Source organism: Natrinema marinum, from assembly GCF_024296685.1.
GTDB classification, from domain to species: domain Archaea; phylum Halobacteriota; class Halobacteria; order Halobacteriales; family Natrialbaceae; genus Natrinema; species Natrinema marinum.
Window position 1 is genome coordinate 1,798,956 of sequence record NZ_CP100763.1, and the last position, 16,076, is coordinate 1,815,031.

A 16,076-nucleotide genomic window follows, 5' to 3' on the forward strand; every position below is an offset into this window, starting at 1 on the left:
TCGATTTTTATCCGCCGGCCGTGGAACGCTCAGAAGGATGGAACGGCTCCGCTCGATCCGGGAGGTACCGCGGCTCGCTCGACGACCGCCGGCGGACCTCGCCGCGGTACTCGCGGCGATCGGTCTAGTCAACGTCGTCACGTTCGCACCGGTCGTTCGACACCCGATACTCCGCGTTCCGGTCGTGCTCGCGTTCGTCCTCTTCGTTCCGGGGTACGCCGTCGTCGCCGCGCTGTTTCCGGAGCGGAACCGATCGGTCGACCGCGAGGCGGAGACCGAACACGACGGCGCCCCCGACGACGGATCGACCTCGCGGTCACGCGCGTGGTGGGGAACCGTCGACGGGGTCGACCGCGCGGCGTTCTCGGTCGCGTTCAGCGTCGTCGTCGTTCCGCTGACCGGAGCCGCGGTGAGCCTCGCGGGGTGGGAACTCCGCCCGGGACCGATCCTCGTCGCGCTCTCGGTGGCCACCGCGTTCACGACGGCCGTCGCGATACGACGCCGCGCGGTCGTCCCCCCTGCCAGGCGGTTTCGCGTTCCGTATCGGCAGCGGCTGATCGAGGTTCGGTCCGCGCTGTTTGGCTCCGACACGCGCGGCGAGTCGATACTGAACGTCGCGCTGGTCGCGACTGTCGTGCTCGCACTTGTCAGCGTCGGCTACGCTGCCACCGTCCTGCCGGAAGACGACGAGTTCTCGACGATCTATCTCCTCTCGGACGGTGAGGATATCGAGTCCGACAGCTACCTGTCCGATCTCGAGCAAAATCAGACCGCCGCGGTCACCGTCGGTATCGACAACCAGGAGGGACGAGGGATGAACTATACGGTCGTCGCAGTCGAACAAACCGTCGATTCGGACGGAAACGATACCGTCGTTCGGAGGCAACGGGAGCTAGACCGATTCAACGCAACCGTTGCTGCCGGCGAAACAGTGCGCTTCGACTCCGAGGTCGATCCGACGCTGCGGGGCGAGGACGCCCGCGTTGCCTGGTTACTCTATCGAAACGGTGCGCCTGCGGAGCCGTCCACGGCCGGTGCGTATCGGTACGTCTCACTCACGTTCGGAAACGAGACGAGCGGCAACGAAACAGTGGAATCCGTTGCTGCGTAAAAAACTATTTCTCCGGTCACAGTAATGACAGCGCGTACGTCGTTTATATATTGGTTATTTCAGTGACGTTACCGTCAGGGGATTATAGGGACGATTTCGACGAGAACGGGCTATATGTCCGAATACGCCGCGATCGTCCTCGCCGCCGGCGAAGGAAACCGGTTGCGTCCGCTCACCAGAAACCGGCCGAAGCCGATGCTCCCCGTGGCGACGAGACCGATCCTCGAGCACGTCTTCGATCAACTCATCGACGCCGACGTCTCGGAGATCGTCGTCGTTGTCGGATACAGACGCAATCGCGTCCAATCGCACTTCGGGCCGACGTACCGGAACGTTCCGCTCACGTACGTCACGCAGGAGAAACAACTCGGGACCGGTGACGCGCTGCTGACGGCTGAATCGGCCGTCGACGGCACCTGTCTCGCGGTCAACGGCGACCAGATCGTGGACAGTCGTATCGTTCGGGAGACGATCGACGGACACGACTCCGACGCCGCTGGGACCATCGCGTTGCTCCAGCGCGGCGATATCGGTGAATACGGCGGCGTCACCGTCGACGACGGAACCGTAACGAGCATCGTCGAGCATCCGGGCGATGGACGGGACTACTACCTCAACGCCGGCGTCTACGTGCTCGAGCCAGAAGCGTTCGACGCCGTACGCGCGGCCGAGCCGAGAGACGGGGAGCACCTCTTGGTAGACGGGCTCTCGGATCTCGTCGATTCGGGGGCCGAAGTCCGGGGAGTCGTCTCCGACGGCGTCTGGGTCGACGCGACGTATCCGTGGGACCTGCTCGACGTTTCGTTCGAACTGTTCGATACGGGAATCGTCGACGGAACTCGCTCGGCGGACGGTCACGGGACGTCGACCGTCCACGAGTCCGCAGCGATCCGAGAGCCGGTCGTGATCGATCGGGACTGTGTAATCGAACCGGGCGCGGTGGTCGGACCGTACGCGTGCCTCGGCGAGAACGTGACCGTCGGGGCGAACGCGGTCGTCGAACGGAGCGTCGTCGACGCCGACACGCGAATCGGGACCGGTGCGACCGCGCTCGAGTGCGTGACCGGGACCGGCGTGACCCTCGGAGTCGGCTCCGTCGTCCCCGGCGGACCGAGCGACGTTCGCGTCGGCGATCGCGTCTTCGAGGACGAACCGCTCGGTGCGCTGCTGGCGGATCGGGTCCGTGACCGGGGCGGAGTCACGTACGCACCAGGGACGGTCGTCGGATCGAACACCACCGTCCACGTCGGGGCGACCGTTCGCGGAACGATCGCCGAGGGAACGGAGGTGCAGGCGTAATGTGTGGGATCATCGGATACACGCCGGCGGAGACCAATCAGGGCGTCATCGACGTGATACTCGATGGGCTGTCCGGACTCGAGTACCGGGGCTACGATTCGGCGGGCGTGGCCATCGCGGACTCGTCGGTCTCGGTGTTCAAGCGGGAGGGAGAACTGTCGGAACTCGAGTCCGCGGTTCCACGCGACTCGCTCGACGGAGACGCCGGGATCGGGCACACGCGCTGGAGTACGCACGGGCCACCGACCGACGCGAACGCCCACCCCCACACCGACTGTCACGGAACCGTCGCGGTCGCCCACAACGGGATCATCGAAAACTATCGGGCGCTCCGAGCGGAGCTCGAGGCGGCGGGTCACGAGTTCGACAGCGCCACCGATACCGAGGTCATCCCGCACCTGATCGAGATCGCACTCGAGCAGGGAGCCGACGCCGAGACGGCGTTCCGGCGCGCGATCGGCCAGCTAGAAGGGAGCTACGCCGTCGTCGCGGTGTTCTCCGGTCTCGAGGGCGTCTACGCCGCCCGCCACCAATCGCCGCTGGTCGTCGGCGTCGGTGAGGACGGTTATCACATCGCCAGTGACGTCCCCGCGTTTCTCGAGCACACCGATCGAGTCATCTACCTGCAGGACGGACAGTTCGCGACGATCTGCCCGTCAGGCGTCGAAGTGACCGACGAACGCGGCTCGATCGTCGAAACGTCCGTCGAGACGATCGCGTGGGAGCCGGAAGACGCCGGCAAGAGCGGCTACGGCCACTACATGCAAAAGGAGATCAACGAACAGCCGCGGGCGATTCGCGACTGTATCCGCGGCCGACTGTCCGACTTAGATGGGACCGTCTCGATCGACGAACTCGGCGGCGTCGGCCGGCCGTCGGCCGTCCACTTCGTCGCCTGCGGGACCTCGTACCACGCGTCCCTGTACGCCGCGCGGCTCTTTCGCGACCGCGGCGTCCCGGCGATGGCGTTCCATGCGAGCGAGTACGACGCCGACGCGGTACCGCTCGACAACGAGGCGCTCGTCGTCGGCGTCACCCAGAGCGGCGAGACGGCCGATACGCTGAGCGCGCTTCGGGGAGCGAACCGAGCCGGTGCGGAGACGCTCTCGGTGACGAACGTGGTCGGGAGTTCGGCCTCCCGGGAGGCCGATCACGTCATGTACATCCGCGCCGGGCCGGAGATCAGCGTCGCCGCGACGAAGACGTTCGCCTCCCAGCAGGTCGCGCTCGCGATGCTCTCGGACGCCCTCACGGACGCTTCATCGCGAGGATCAGTGGAGGCCCTTCGGGCGTTGCCGGACCAGATACAGTCGATCCTCGACGATTCCCGCGCGAGGGAGAGCGCCGACACGTACGCGGACGCAGATGCCTACTTCTTCATCGGCCGCGGCTACGGCGCGCCGGTCGCACTCGAGGGCGCGCTGAAGATGAAAGAGATCACGTACAAGCACGCGGAGGGGTTCCCAGCCGGCGAACTGAAACACGGCCCGCTGGCGCTCGTGAACGAGCGGACGCCAGTGGTCGCGGTCGTCAGCGGGGAATCGAAGTCGGAGAAGATGCTCGGGAACGTAAAGGAGGTCGAAGCCCGCGGCGCGCCCGTGATCGCGGTGACGGATTCGGCGGGCGAGGTCCAAAGCGATGTCGACGATATCCTGCGAGTTCCCCAGACGAAGCCGCGTTTCATGCCGATTCTGGCGAACGTACAGCTCCAACTGCTGTCGTACTGGACCGCCCACCGACTCGGTCGGTCGATCGACAAGCCGCGAAACCTCGCGAAGAGTGTCACGGTCGAATGACCGACTACGGACGTCGAGCTCAGTCGTCGGAGCCGTCCCGATGCTCGTCGAGCGCCTCGTCGATCGTCAACTCGCCGGCGGCGACCCGCCGCGCGAGGACCTCGTCGATCGCTCGATTGTGCTCACTCTGCTCACGCGAGCGGTCTTTGATGACCTGGATCTCGCCGTCCGTCGGCTCGATCTCGCGTGCGTCGACGACCTCTCCCTTGAGTCGCGCGATGTTGACTGCAGCCAGTACGTCGCCCATCCCTCGCGCGCCCGTGCCGAGATAGGGCGTCGTCCCCGTCTCGTCGACGAGTTCGACCTCGACATCCTCGAGGTCGGTGACGAGTTTCGCGCTCTCGAGGCGCGAGCCGTCGCCGATCCGGACGATCGGAGAGGGGGCCTCGGCGGCCTCGCGCTGGATCACGTCGACGGCGTCGCCAAGCGGCACCTGAAAGGCGGCGACGATCGTCTCGCCGGTGCAGACGGCGATGCCGGGTTTGCGGCCGGGATCGACGCCGATGATCGTCCGGCCGCCGTCGCCGCGGACCGCGGCCAGGGCCTGATCGACCGCGCGCCGGGGGTCGTCGGGGTCGGCGACGATCGTCGGCACGTCGGCGAAGTCGTCGGCGTGATCGGCTCCGGTGACGACCACCGTCGTTCGCTCCGGCAGCTCCTCGTCGGGCTCGACGGTCGTAAACGTCGTCCCGCGGTCGCGAAGCTCGTTGACGGCGCCGTGGTACACCTCGAAGTCTGCCGTCGCGACGACGATCACAGCGGCGCTTCGCTCCCGCAGCCAATAAACGTGCGCGACCTGCCCGCGTCCGGCGCGGTAGTCGGACCGGCACTCGCTCGGGGGGCCGGACGAACCCCGAGTTCGGCCCGATCCGGGCTCGCCGCCCATCATCGACCCGTTCCGGGGGCTTTTTGCGCGTACCCTGCCAACTCGAACCGTGATCGACGAGGCGATTCCAACCGGCTGTGGCCCGGTCGACGAGTTGCTCGGTGGGGGGTTCGAACGCGGCACCGTCACGCAGTTGTACGGTCCGCCGGCCGCCGGGAAGACGAACCTCGCGCTGTCGGCGGCCGTGGAGACGGCCGTCGACGGCGGCACCGTCGTCTACATCGACACCGAAGGGGTCTCGGTCGACCGCTTCCAGCAGCTGCTCGAGGCCGCCGTCGACGACGAGCCCGCGCGAGACGGCGGCGACGAGTCGGTCGACGACGTCGAGGCCGTCGCCTCGCGAATCGTCATCGAGGACGCGCTGGACTTCGAGGAACAGGCCGAAGCCGTCCGCGACGCCGAGGAGTTCGCCGAGCGCGCGGACCTGATCGTCTTGGACAGCGCGACCGGATTCTACCGCCTCGAGCGCACCGGCGATGGCGACGAGGGCGAGGCGTTACGCAGCGTCACTCGACAGGTGACCCACCTGCTCTCGCTGGCTCGCAAACACGATCTGGCCGTCGTCCTGACGAATCAGGTGTTCGCCGATCCCGACTCCGACCGTACGAAGGGGCTCGGCGGGAACACCTTGGAGCACTGGACCGGCGTGATCGTCCGCCTCGAGCGCTTCCGGGGCGGCAACCGGCGCGCGACTCTCGAGAAACACCGCTCGAAGCCCGCCGGCGAGTCGGCGCAGTTCCAGATCACGGACGCGGGACTCGAGGGCGGCGACGGGGCGGCCCGCCCGTGACGCGAAGCGGTCGAAAAACAGGGACCAATCGACGGCGACGGGGTTGCCGTCCGCGTTAGATCTTTAGATCTCGTTCAGTTTCCGCAGGAGCTGGCCGCGGTACTCCTCGTCGCTGGTGACGCCTTTGAGTTCCAAGACGTTGCGCTCGAGTTTGTCCAGCGCGACGCGGAACGAGTTCTCGGCGCCGTAGCCCTCGCCGGTGCCGGCGACCTGGCCCTGATTGGTGCGCAGGCGGATCTGACACTGAACCAGCGGGGTGCCACGGAGCTTCTCGTTGTGTTCGTGGAAGCGAACGTGGGCGTGCATCACCTGCATGTCGGCGTACTTGTCCGCGACCTCCTCGACGCCCTGAACGATCGACTCCCGGCTGATGGTGTCGAGCATCGAGATGTTCGTGATCTGGACGTCCATGTGCTCCTCTTCGGTGAACGTCAGCGCGCGCAGGACGTCCGTCTTCGTGATGACGCCGATGACGATCCGATCGTCGTCGTCCGGCGTGACCATCAGCCCCGCGAAGTCCTGCTCGAGCATCGCCTCGACGGCCTCCTTCGCGGTCGCCTCGAGGGTGATCGTCTCGACGGGGCTGTTCATGATGTCGTAGACCGGTACGTCGAGCATCCGCTGGCTGTCGCCGACCCGGTCGCCGGTCGTCGTCGAGTTGCTCTTCCGGATGACGAAGTCGGCGATGTCGTGGGTCGTCACGACGCCGGAGAGGTAGCCGTTCTCGTTCATGACCGGCAGCCGCGAGATGCCGTGTTCCCGCAGGAGATTGATCGCCTTGCCGATCCCGTCGTCCTCGTCGAGCGTGACCGGATCTGCCGTGTAGATGTCCTCGACGGTGAGCGCGTCGAGGTTCTCGAGGACCGCCTCGAGGATGGCGTCGTCGGTGATGACGCCCCAGAGCTCGCCGTTTTCGAACACCGGCGCGACCTTGGCGTTGCTCTCGACGAGCACACGGGCGGTCTCCCGAACGTCTTCCTGGCGGTCGACCTTGGGTGCCGGCGCGTTCCGGCTGGGTTTGGTGAGTGCCGCAACCTTGGCGTCGTCCTCGACGTGAGACTGGAGCACCTCCCGTTCGCTGATGACGCCCTCGTACTCCCCGTCATTTGTGACGATGAACCCTTTCGGATTGCCGTCTTCGAACAGAGACCGGACCTTCCCCATTCGCGTCCCGACGTCGACTTCGATAAACTCCGTGGTGGCGATATCAGCGATATTCATCCTTCTACCGAGACGTACTGTCGCCGAGGTATTTAACGTACTGCCCCGTTTTGTCCGGGTGGCTTCAGCCGCGGGGTTTTTGTACGGGCCGTTGAAGCCCATCCGTAATGTACGACATCAGCGTCTTCGGTCGATACACCTACCTCGTCACGGAGCTCCTCTGGGGAGCCGTCGCCGCCGTGCTCCTTCGGCGAGCGAACGCCTGCCGGAAGGCGGCCGTCACCATCCTGGCACTGTATCCGATCGCCTACGTCTGGGACCGCTATACCCTCGCCGTCGGCGTTTTCGACATCAAGCTCCGAACGGGGATCGACGTCGCCGGCATCCCGCTCGAGGAACATCTCTTTATGGCGGTCGTTCCCGGCCTCGTCATCGGGATCCACGAGACGATCTTCGGCGACGCCAACGGGGCGGAAACGACGGCCTAACTATCACTTCGCCCACATCATCGTCTCACTGACTGTGAGCGGCCGCGACCGTCTTGTACCGCCAGCCCAAGAGACGACTGAATGGATCGTCGGCGGCCGGGAACGGTGAGTACGGACACGGACGAGAGTGACGACCGTGCACTGCTTCGGGGACTGGTCAACTTCCTCGCCGCCGTCGCCCTCGTCTGCTCGCTCGCGCTCGGTGCCGCGTTGTTCGCGCCGCAGTTGCTCGACGGCACCGGCCTCGGCCTCGAGGAGCCGCCGTCGCCCAGCGCAGAGCCGCCGCCGGCCGGCGATCGCGATCCCGCCGTGTCCGATCCGGACGACCCCGGGAACTCGAGCTACGAGACCGACGTGGAAGTGATCCGGTCCGCGACCGTCGAAGACTTCGTCCACGCCGAGGTCAACGAGCGACGGGCCGAACACGGCCTCGAACCCCTCCAGTGGGACGGGACGGTCGCGTCCGTCGCGCGCGCTCACAGCTCCGACATGGCCCGGCGGGATTACTTCGCCCACACGAACCCCGACGGTGAGGGGCCCTACGATCGGTTCAGCGACGTCGACAGCTACTGCCGGGGGTACGGCGAGAACATCGCCAAGACGTGGATCGGCCGGCCCGTCAGGCAACCCGGCGGCGACGGCACCGTCCGACACCGGACTGCCGAGGGCCTCGCGACCGGACTCGTCAACCAGTGGATGAACTCCACGCCACACCGGCGGGCGATCCTCGAGCGAGGGGAGACGCCCCAGTGGGATCGGGCCGGCGTCGGCGTCTACATCACCGAAGACGGCGCGGTCTACGCGGGCCAGAACTTCTGTCAGACGTGGTGAATCGGGGGTCGGCCGCGGCACCTTCGCGGCCCGCTCGGCGCTGCGTTCCATCTCGCTCTCGCTCGAGCCGTGACAGGCGCGACGAGTGACAGGCGCGATAGAAACGACGAGACGGAATCGGATGCAGTAACTGCGAACGACTTACAGGTTCTTGGTCCCGAAGGCCGTACGACCCCTATGGACGTTTCCGGGACGGCTATGGCGATCTATCGGACGGCGAGCGATCGGGATCTGACCTTTCTCGCGGCCGCCTTCGCCTACTACGCGTTCGTCTCGTTGATTCCGCTCATCCTGCTCGCGATCGTCGTCGGCTCGCTGGTGGGCGGCGAGCAGGTAGCCCAGCGGTTAGTTACGGCCGCCGGCGACTACCTTCCGACAGCGGGCGAAGAGTTGGTCACGCAGGCGTTGACGACGGAATCCGGCCGCGCCGAGGCGACCGTCGTCGCGATCGCGGTCGCGGCCTGGGGTGCGCTCAAGGTCTTTCGGGGGCTGAGCCTGGCGTTCGACAAGGTCTACGACGAGGTTGCCGAGGAGTCGCTCGTCGGCCAGCTCACCGACGGCCTCACCGTGATCGCCGCCGGCGCGGGGGCGCTCGCGTTGATGATCGTCATCGGCGCCGTGCTCACGATCGTGGCCGATACCCTCCCGTTCGTCGGTGCCCTAGGCTGGCTCGCGTTACTGGTCGGGCTCGTCCTCGTCTTCCTCCCGATATACTACGTCTTGCCGCCGATCCCAGTCAAAGTAAGCGAGATCCTCCCCGGCGCGATTTTCGCCGCCGTCGGCTGGACGGTCCTCCAGTTCGGGTTTCAACTCTACGCGTCGAACGCCGCGCAGTATCAGGCCTACGGCGCCGTCGGTGCCGTGCTCCTCTTCGTCACCTGGCTCTACTTCGCCGGGATCATCATCCTCGTCGGCGCCGTCCTCAACGTCGTCCGCGCACATCCGCTGATCGCGGAGTAGCGCCGTTTCAGTCCCCGACAACGGCGCGCGCGAACCGCGACGCTACTTCCTGAACCGGTCGTACAGGGGAAAGATTATGTCTCCGGCAGCGACAGACCACCACCATGAGCGACGAGCAAGCACCCTCTCGCGCGACCGGCGAAACCGGCGCGGACGACGACGCCGAGACGACAGGGGCGAGCGACAGCCTCGAGCCCGGCGGCGGCCCCCAGCGCGTCGTCTCCGAGCAGAGCGTCGACGACATCCTCGACTCGCTCGACGCGACGGAACCGGAGCCGGCTGAGTCCGACGGCGTCACCGCCGAAGCCGCCGAACCGAGCGACGCGGGCGACGCCGTCGTGACCGAGTTCGACGAGGACGACGTTGCCGACGCCGACGGGCCCACAGCCGATGCCGACGCCGACACACCCGACCACCCCGAAGCGACCGACGAGAGGGCCGAGAACGAACCGGACTCGGCCGACTCGCCGTCGGTCGACGCGGCTGCATCGTCGCTCTCCGCCGACGCCACCGACGCCTCGCTCGAGGAGTTGGCCGCCCGCGTCGAGGACGGCACCGTCACCGGCGCGGACGTTCGCGCGGCCGAGGCCGGCGAGGGACGCGAGTCGACCCCCGAGATCGACGAGGTCGACCTCTCGCTGGACGACCTCGAGACGGCCTCGGGGACCAGCACCACGGGAGACGACTGGCCCGACGACGCCGGCCCGCTCGCGGGCTCGATCGACGGCGGTGCGAGCAGTGACGGGGGCGATGGGGGCGAAGACGACGGGGCCGGACTGTTCGGGCGCCTCAAACGGTTCTTCTCGCGGTAGGATCACCGGGTCGTTTTCGGGGCGATCGGACTCGAGTGTCGCGCGGTCGCGTCCCGCTTAGCCCACGAGCGTAATCAGGACAAACAGCGTCACGACGGAGGACAGCGTCGTGACGAAGACGTTCAGCGACGCGAACTCCCGGTCGCCGCCGAGTTCGCTCGCGAAGACGAACGTCGAGACCGCAGTGGGCGTCCCGAGCATCACCACGGCGGCGGTAAACGCCGCGGAGCCGACGGGAAGCGCGGAGAAGACGAGCCACGCCAGCGCCGGCATCAGACCGACTTTGAGCGCGACGACGGCGGCCGTTGCACCCACGTCGATCGACGGCAGATCGACCTGCAGGGAGGCCCCGACACAGAGCAACGCGACGGGCAACGCCAGCGAGCCGACGCCTTCGAGGCCGGTCGCGACCGGCGAGGGGACGGCGAGGCCGACCGAGCCGACGACGAGGCCGGCGACCAGCGTCCCCAGAACGGGGTTGGTCGCCAGCCCGCGGAGTTCGGCCGCGACCGAGGCGTCGGTCCCGTTGAGCGTCGAGAGCACGAGGATCGTCGCCGGTAACTGGGTCAGCGTCACGACCCCAAGCACGACGCTCGCGATCGCCGTCACCGACGCGTCGAACGTCGCGTCGACCAGCGGCAGGCCGAGATAGCCGAGATTCGAGTGGTACGACTGCACGATCGCGACGCTCCGGCGCGCGCTCGAGTCGCGATTCCGGTGGACCAGCCACGCGAGCCCCGCGATCGCGACCACCACGAAAACGAGCCCGCCGAGCAACGCGGGCGAGAGGAGTTCGTCGATCGACCGGTCGTACGTCGAGACGAAGATCAGCGCGGGCAGCGCGACGTAGTAGGCGACGGCGTTCAGCAGTTCGGTCCGCCGTCCGTCGAGGATTCCGGTCGTCCGCAGGCCCGCGCCGACCAACAGCACGGCGAGCAGTGCCAGCAGCCGACCGACGACATCCATGTCACGCTCGAGTCGATTCGACGGCTTGTACCGTTCGGTTCCGGTCTGCGATCTGAGAACGACGGCCGTCGCTCGAGCGCGCGACGAACCGGTCGACGGCATCGGCTCACGTCTCGGAACGCTAACAGCAACGACCAACATTCGTCGCGATCGGCAACGTCGACCCTCGGTCGCTCCAATGGCTGTCGGAAACCCTGCTCGTTCTCGTCGTGTCCGTCGCGGTACTCCTCGCGCTCGGGTGGCTGGTCCGTCCCGAGTAGTGGTCAGCACTCGAGAGAGCGTGGCGATCGAGCGAGCGCTCGTAGCTGATCGTCGCGGAAAAGGTGGCTCGGAGCAGATACGAACCACGCCGGGACGGCCGCCCTCGCTTCGTTCGGGCGCTGGGACTCGTCCGGGTCAAACTGCCGACTGATTTCGACCGATAGAGTTCGTCGTGGTTCGAAAGACACGACGCATCTTTCGTCATCACGAAAGGCTTTGCCGGTTCGAACGACTCCGCTCGTCGTCGTTGTATCGTCAGAAATGGGTTGGGGCAGATTTGAACTACGCCGAGACGTGCTCGCTCCGCTGTGCGCGTCTCGTCTAATTCAAACTGCCGACCATTTTTGCTGACGTAGACTCGTCGCTGCGCTCCTCGTCGTTGCGTCAGCAAAAATGGGTTGGGGCAGATTTGAACTGCCGGCCTCCTCCATGTCAAGGAGGTGTCATAACCAGACTAGACCACCAACCCGCCTGGTTTTGCGTTCACACAGCCTGACACGCGGCGTCACGCTGTCTGCACTCGTTCGTTGCCCGCCACCACAATTGAAGGTTTCGAATCGACCGCCGTACGCGAGTCGCCCCCACGCGGGCGGTCGATACGTTTAAGTCGATGTACGGATTTGAGCATTACAAGACAACAACGTACATTGGTGACCACAATGAAGGAATACGTCGAACGAGTCACGGAGGGGCAGGATCTCACGCAGGAAGACGCTCGAGCGGCCTCGACGGCCGTGTTCGAGGACGCGACGGAGGCACAGATCGGCGCGCTGCTGGCGGCGCTACGGGCGAAAGGCGAGACCGAAGCCGAGATCGCCGGCTTCGCCGAAGGAATGCGCGCGGCGGCGCGAACGATTTCGCCAGACCGAGAGCCGCTGGTCGACACCTGCGGCACCGGCGGCGACGACTACGACACGATCAACGTCTCGACGACGAGCGCGATCGTCACGGCCGGCGCCGGCGTTCCGGTCGCCAAACACGGCAACTACTCGGTCTCCTCGTCGTCGGGCAGCGCGGACGTGCTCGAGGAGGTCGGCGTCAACGTCGAGGCCGAGCCGCCGGCCGTCGAGGAGGCCATCGAAGCCGACGGCATCGGGTTCATGCTCGCGCCTGTGTTCCATCCGGCGATGAAGGCCGTCATCGGGCCGCGCAAGGAACTCGGTATGCGGACGATCTTCAACGTGCTCGGCCCGCTGACGAACCCCGCCGGCGCGGACGCGCAGGTCGTCGGCGTCTACGATCCCGATCTGGTTCCCGTGCTCGCGGACGCGCTCTCCCGGATGGACGTCGACCGCGCGCTGGTCGTCCACGGCGCGGGCACCGACGAGATCGCGATTCACGGCGACACCGTCGCCGCCGAGGTCGACGGCGATTCGGTCGAGGAGTACACGCTCGAGCCGGCCGACCTCGGCCTCTCGGAGCATGACATCGAGGATATTTCCGGTGGCGCGCCCGCGGAGAACGCGGCCGACATGCGCGGCATCGTCGCGGGCGACGTGACCGGCGCGAAACGCGACGTCATCCTCGCGAACGCCGGCGCGGCGATCTACGTCGCCGGCGAGGCGGACTCGCTTGAGGCGGGCGCGGACGCCGCACGCGAGGCCATCGACTCCGGCGCGGCGGTACGAAAACTCGAGCAACTCCGCGGCGCGACCGCGGAGCCGACGGCCGAGGGACGATGACCCGCGTCAAGATCTGCGGGCTGACCAGCGAGGCCGACCTCGCGGCCGCCGTCGACGCCGGCGCGGATGCAGTGGGGATCATCTGCGACGTGCCGGTCGACACGCCGCGGGAGGTCTCCCTCGAGCAAGCCACAGCGCTGGCGGCCGCTACGCCACCGTTCGTGACCAGCGTGCTGGTGACGATGGTTGACGACCCCGAAGCCGCGATCGAACTGGTCGAAACGATCGAGCCCGACGCCGTCCAGATCCACGGCGGCATTCGACCGGGCGACCTCGCCTACCTGCGCGCGAAACTCGATGTCGAACTCCTGCTCGCGGTCGACGCCGACGACGCGACGACGGCCGAGACCTACGACGACGTGGTCGACGGGCTGATCGTCGACACGGCCGGCGAGGACGGCGGCGGTGGAACCGGTCGAACCCACGACTGGGATCAGACCCGACTGGCCGCCACGGACCTCGAGTCGCCGCTGATCCTCGCGGGCGGGCTCACGCCCGAGAACGTCGCCGACGCGGTGGAAACCGTCGGCCCGTTCGCCGTCGACGTGGCCAGCGGCGTCGAGGACAGCGGCGGCGTCAAGGACGTCGACGCGGTCCGATCGTTCGTCGAGCGAGCCAAGCGCGCTCGCCGCCCGGCGGAGGCGGAGCCGTGACGGGTATGAACGACTCCGACCCCGCCGGCTCCGAGCCGCCGGCGTTCGACATCGACCGCGAGACGTTCCGCGAGTACGCGGGCTCGAGTGCGGACCGCGCGGACCGGCCGGCCGTCGTTCGCACCGTCGCCACGCTCGAGACCGAGACGACCCCCCTGGCCGCCTACGCCGCGCTCACCGGGCGGTCCGAGGCGAGCGACCGCGAGCGATCGCCGTACGCGTTCCTGCTCGAGAGCGCGGAGAAGACCGCCTCGAGCGATCCGGACGGGGCCTTCCGGCCGAGCACCGCGGACGCAGAGCGTCACGCGCGCTACTCGTACGTGGGCTACGACCCCGAGGCCGTCGTGACCGTCGAGTCGGGGGAGGCCACCGTCGAGGCGCTTTCGGACCACGCGCCGCTGGCGGAAATGGGCGCGGGCCCGGCTGGCGACGACGGCGACACCGTCGACGCGCTGCGGGACGCGATGCCCGACGTGCGCCTCGAGAACGTGCCGGATCACGACCGCCAGCACCTCGAGGGCGGACTGGTCGGCTTCCTCGCGTACGACGCGGTCTACGACCTCTGGCTCGAGGAGGTCGGCCTCGAGCGACCCGACTCGCGGTTCCCCGACGCGCAGTTCCTCCTGACGACGAAGACGCTGGCGTTCGACGAGCGCGACGGCACCGTCTCGCTGCTCTTTACGCCGGTTCTCGAGGCCGACGACGATCCCGGCGCGGTGTACGACGCGCTCCGGGCGGAGGCCGCCCGCGTCGCCGCGACGCTACGCGAGGCCGAGCCGCCCGAGACGGGCGGATTCGTCCGCGATGAGGAAATTGCCGGACCGAAAACCGAGTACGAGGAGAGCGTCCGTCGGGCCAAAGAGCACGTCCTCGATGGCGACATCTATCAGGGCGTCATCTCCCGAACGCGGGAGCTCTACGGCGATATCGATCCCCTCGGGTTCTACGCGGCGATGCGGGACGTGAACCCGTCGCCGTACATGTACCTGCTCGACCACGACGAGTTGACCGTCGTCGGCGCGAGCCCCGAGACCCTGATCTCCGTCCGCGGGCGCGAGGTCATGTCCAATCCGATCGCCGGCACCTGCGACCGGGGCTCGAGCCCCGTCGAGGACCGCCGGCTCGCGGGCGAGATGCTGGCCGACGGGAAGGAACGCGCCGAGCACACGATGCTCGTCGACCTCGCGCGCAACGACGTGCGCCGCGTCTCGGAGCCGGGCTCGGTCCGCGTCGACGAGTTCATGAACGTCCTCAAGTACAGCCACGTCCAGCACATCGAGTCGACCGTGACCGGCCGGCTGGCCGCTGACGCGGACGCCTTCGACGCTACCCGCGCGTCGTTCCCCGCCGGGACCCTCTCGGGCGCGCCGAAGATCCGTGCGATGGAGATCATCGACGACCTCGAGTCCGAAGCGCGCGGCCTCTACGGCGGTGGCGTCGGCTACTACTCGTGGACCGGCGACGCGGACTTCGCGATCGTCATTCGAACGGCGACCGTGGAAGACGAAGGTGATCGGGACCGGATCACCGTCCAGGCCGGCGCGGGGCTGGTCGCCGACAGCGATCCCACCGCCGAGTACGAGGAGACCGAGCAGAAGATGGGCGGCGTCTTGGCGGCGCTCGAGGCGATCGAACTCCCCGACGACGCGGCTCCCGATCAGGAAACCGAAGCGACCCCGGAGGTGGGTCGATGAGCGAGCGCGCGGCTGTCGGCGAGGAGCCCGCCGACGAGGTCGGTAGCGGCGACAGCGACGCCGAACCGGTCACCGTCCTGTTCGTCGACAACTACGACTCCTTTACGTACAACCTCGTCGAGTACGTCAGCCAGCTCCCCGGGACCGAAACCGAGGTCCTGAAGAACACCGCCTCGCTCGCGGATATTCGAGCGGTCGACCCCGACGCGATCGTCATCAGTCCGGGGCCGGGCCACCCGAAGAACGACCGCGACGTCGGCGTCACGATGGACGTCCTCCGGGAGGTCACACCCGACGTGCCGACGCTCGGGGTCTGTCTCGGCCTCGAGGCCGCCGTCTACGAGTACGGCGGGAGCGTCGGCCGGGCACCCGAGCCGATCCACGGCAAGGCCTCGTCGGTCGACCACGACGGCGAGGGCGTCTTCGCGGGCCTCGAGCAGGGCTTTCGCGCGGGACGGTATCACTCGCTCGTCACGACAGAGGTGCCGGACTGTCTCGACGTCACTGCAACCGCAGAACACGGCGAGGAAACGCTCGTCATGGGCGTCCGCCACCGGGAGTACCCCCTCGAGTGCGTGCAGTTCCACCCCGAGAGCGTGCTCACGGCGGTGGGCCACGACGTGATCGAGAACTTCCTCGCGACGCTCGAGTGAGCGCTCTCTCTGGTTCGAAAACCGAGCGTATCC

The 16,076-nt window shown here is 67.4% G+C and carries 15 protein-coding genes and 1 tRNA gene; 12 read left to right on the plus strand and 4 right to left on the minus strand.

The window, feature by feature from the left end; translation table 11 throughout:
- Nucleotides 1-37: 37 nt before the first annotated feature.
- The 3 genes from NKH51_RS08860 to glmS all read left to right on the plus strand — a co-directional run bounded on the left by NKH51_RS08860 (nucleotide 38) and on the right by glmS (nucleotide 4,206).
- On the plus strand, nucleotides 38-1,111 hold the full coding sequence (locus tag NKH51_RS08860; protein WP_254765014.1) for a DUF1616 domain-containing protein: 1,074 nt from the start codon (nucleotides 38-40) through the stop codon (nucleotides 1,109-1,111).
- Between the two features lie 114 nt (nucleotides 1,112-1,225).
- Nucleotides 1,226-2,410, plus strand: coding sequence for a sugar phosphate nucleotidyltransferase (locus NKH51_RS08865; protein WP_254765016.1), 1,185 nt, complete (start codon nucleotides 1,226-1,228; stop codon nucleotides 2,408-2,410).
- Nucleotides 2,410-4,206 (plus strand): glutamine--fructose-6-phosphate transaminase (isomerizing), encoded by a 1,797-nt coding sequence (glmS, locus tag NKH51_RS08870; protein WP_254765018.1) that lies wholly within the window; start codon nucleotides 2,410-2,412, stop codon nucleotides 4,204-4,206. The genes NKH51_RS08865 and glmS overlap by 1 nt, the downstream gene beginning before the upstream one ends.
- A 19-nt stretch (nucleotides 4,207-4,225) precedes the next feature.
- On the opposite strand, the gene NKH51_RS08875 is transcribed toward glmS, so the two are convergent.
- Entirely contained in the window at nucleotides 4,226-4,963 is a 738-nt protein-coding gene (locus NKH51_RS08875) for a RuvC family protein (protein ID WP_254765020.1), read from the minus strand.
- A 178-nt stretch (nucleotides 4,964-5,141) separates the two neighbouring features.
- Between NKH51_RS08875 and radB the strand changes: the two genes are divergently transcribed.
- Entirely contained in the window at nucleotides 5,142-5,882 is a 741-nt protein-coding gene (radB, locus tag NKH51_RS08880) for a DNA repair and recombination protein RadB (RefSeq protein WP_254765022.1), read from the plus strand.
- Between the two features lie 63 nt (nucleotides 5,883-5,945).
- Here the strand turns inward: radB and NKH51_RS08885 are convergent, their stop codons facing one another.
- Nucleotides 5,946-7,103, minus strand: a complete 1,158-nt coding sequence (locus NKH51_RS08885; RefSeq protein WP_254765024.1) for a CBS domain-containing protein — start codon at nucleotides 7,101-7,103, stop codon at nucleotides 5,946-5,948.
- A 107-nt stretch (nucleotides 7,104-7,210) separates the two neighbouring features.
- On the opposite strand from NKH51_RS08885, the gene NKH51_RS08890 reads away from it, so the two are divergent.
- The 4 genes from NKH51_RS08890 (at nucleotide 7,211) to NKH51_RS08905 (ending at nucleotide 10,134) form a co-directional block, all read left to right on the plus strand.
- Nucleotides 7,211-7,531, plus strand: a complete 321-nt coding sequence (locus NKH51_RS08890; RefSeq protein ID WP_254765026.1) for a lycopene cyclase domain-containing protein — start codon at nucleotides 7,211-7,213, stop codon at nucleotides 7,529-7,531.
- 81 nt (nucleotides 7,532-7,612) lie between these two features.
- The gene (locus tag NKH51_RS08895) at nucleotides 7,613-8,362 is read left to right on the plus strand and encodes a CAP domain-containing protein (RefSeq protein WP_254765027.1); all 750 of its coding nucleotides are present in this window, start codon (nucleotides 7,613-7,615) and stop codon (nucleotides 8,360-8,362) included.
- A gap of 177 nt (nucleotides 8,363-8,539) precedes the next feature.
- Complete coding sequence (locus tag NKH51_RS08900; RefSeq protein WP_254765028.1) at nucleotides 8,540-9,322, plus strand: YihY/virulence factor BrkB family protein; 783 nt, start codon at nucleotides 8,540-8,542, stop codon at nucleotides 9,320-9,322.
- 104 nt (nucleotides 9,323-9,426) lie between these two features.
- Complete coding sequence (locus tag NKH51_RS08905) at nucleotides 9,427-10,134, plus strand: hypothetical protein (protein ID WP_254765029.1); 708 nt, start codon at nucleotides 9,427-9,429, stop codon at nucleotides 10,132-10,134.
- A 57-nt stretch (nucleotides 10,135-10,191) separates the two neighbouring features.
- On the opposite strand, the gene NKH51_RS08910 is transcribed toward NKH51_RS08905, so the two are convergent.
- Together NKH51_RS08910 and NKH51_RS08915 are read right to left on the minus strand one after the other, a co-directional pair.
- Nucleotides 10,192-11,100, minus strand: coding sequence for an AEC family transporter (locus NKH51_RS08910; RefSeq protein ID WP_254765132.1), 909 nt, complete (start codon nucleotides 11,098-11,100; stop codon nucleotides 10,192-10,194).
- Between the two features lie 655 nt (nucleotides 11,101-11,755).
- A tRNA-Val gene (locus NKH51_RS08915) sits at nucleotides 11,756-11,830 on the minus strand.
- A gap of 190 nt (nucleotides 11,831-12,020) precedes the next feature.
- Between NKH51_RS08915 and trpD the strand changes: the two genes are divergently transcribed.
- Genes trpD through trpG form a run of 4 tightly spaced genes read left to right on the plus strand, consistent with a single transcriptional unit; the run spans nucleotide 12,021 to nucleotide 16,043 of the window.
- The gene (gene trpD, locus NKH51_RS08920; protein ID WP_254765030.1) at nucleotides 12,021-13,043 is read left to right on the plus strand and encodes an anthranilate phosphoribosyltransferase; all 1,023 of its coding nucleotides are present in this window, start codon (nucleotides 12,021-12,023) and stop codon (nucleotides 13,041-13,043) included.
- A complete protein-coding gene (locus tag NKH51_RS08925) occupies nucleotides 13,040-13,696 on the plus strand; it encodes a phosphoribosylanthranilate isomerase (RefSeq protein WP_254765031.1) in 657 nt (218 codons plus the stop codon). The genes trpD and NKH51_RS08925 overlap by 4 nt, the downstream gene beginning before the upstream one ends.
- Before the next feature lie 5 nt (nucleotides 13,697-13,701).
- On the plus strand, nucleotides 13,702-15,390 hold the full coding sequence (gene trpE / locus NKH51_RS08930) for an anthranilate synthase component I (protein WP_254765032.1): 1,689 nt from the start codon (nucleotides 13,702-13,704) through the stop codon (nucleotides 15,388-15,390).
- The gene (gene trpG, locus NKH51_RS08935; protein ID WP_254765033.1) at nucleotides 15,387-16,043 is read left to right on the plus strand and encodes an anthranilate synthase component II; all 657 of its coding nucleotides are present in this window, start codon (nucleotides 15,387-15,389) and stop codon (nucleotides 16,041-16,043) included. The genes trpE and trpG overlap by 4 nt, the downstream gene beginning before the upstream one ends.
- The last annotated feature ends 33 nt before the right edge of the window (nucleotides 16,044-16,076 follow it).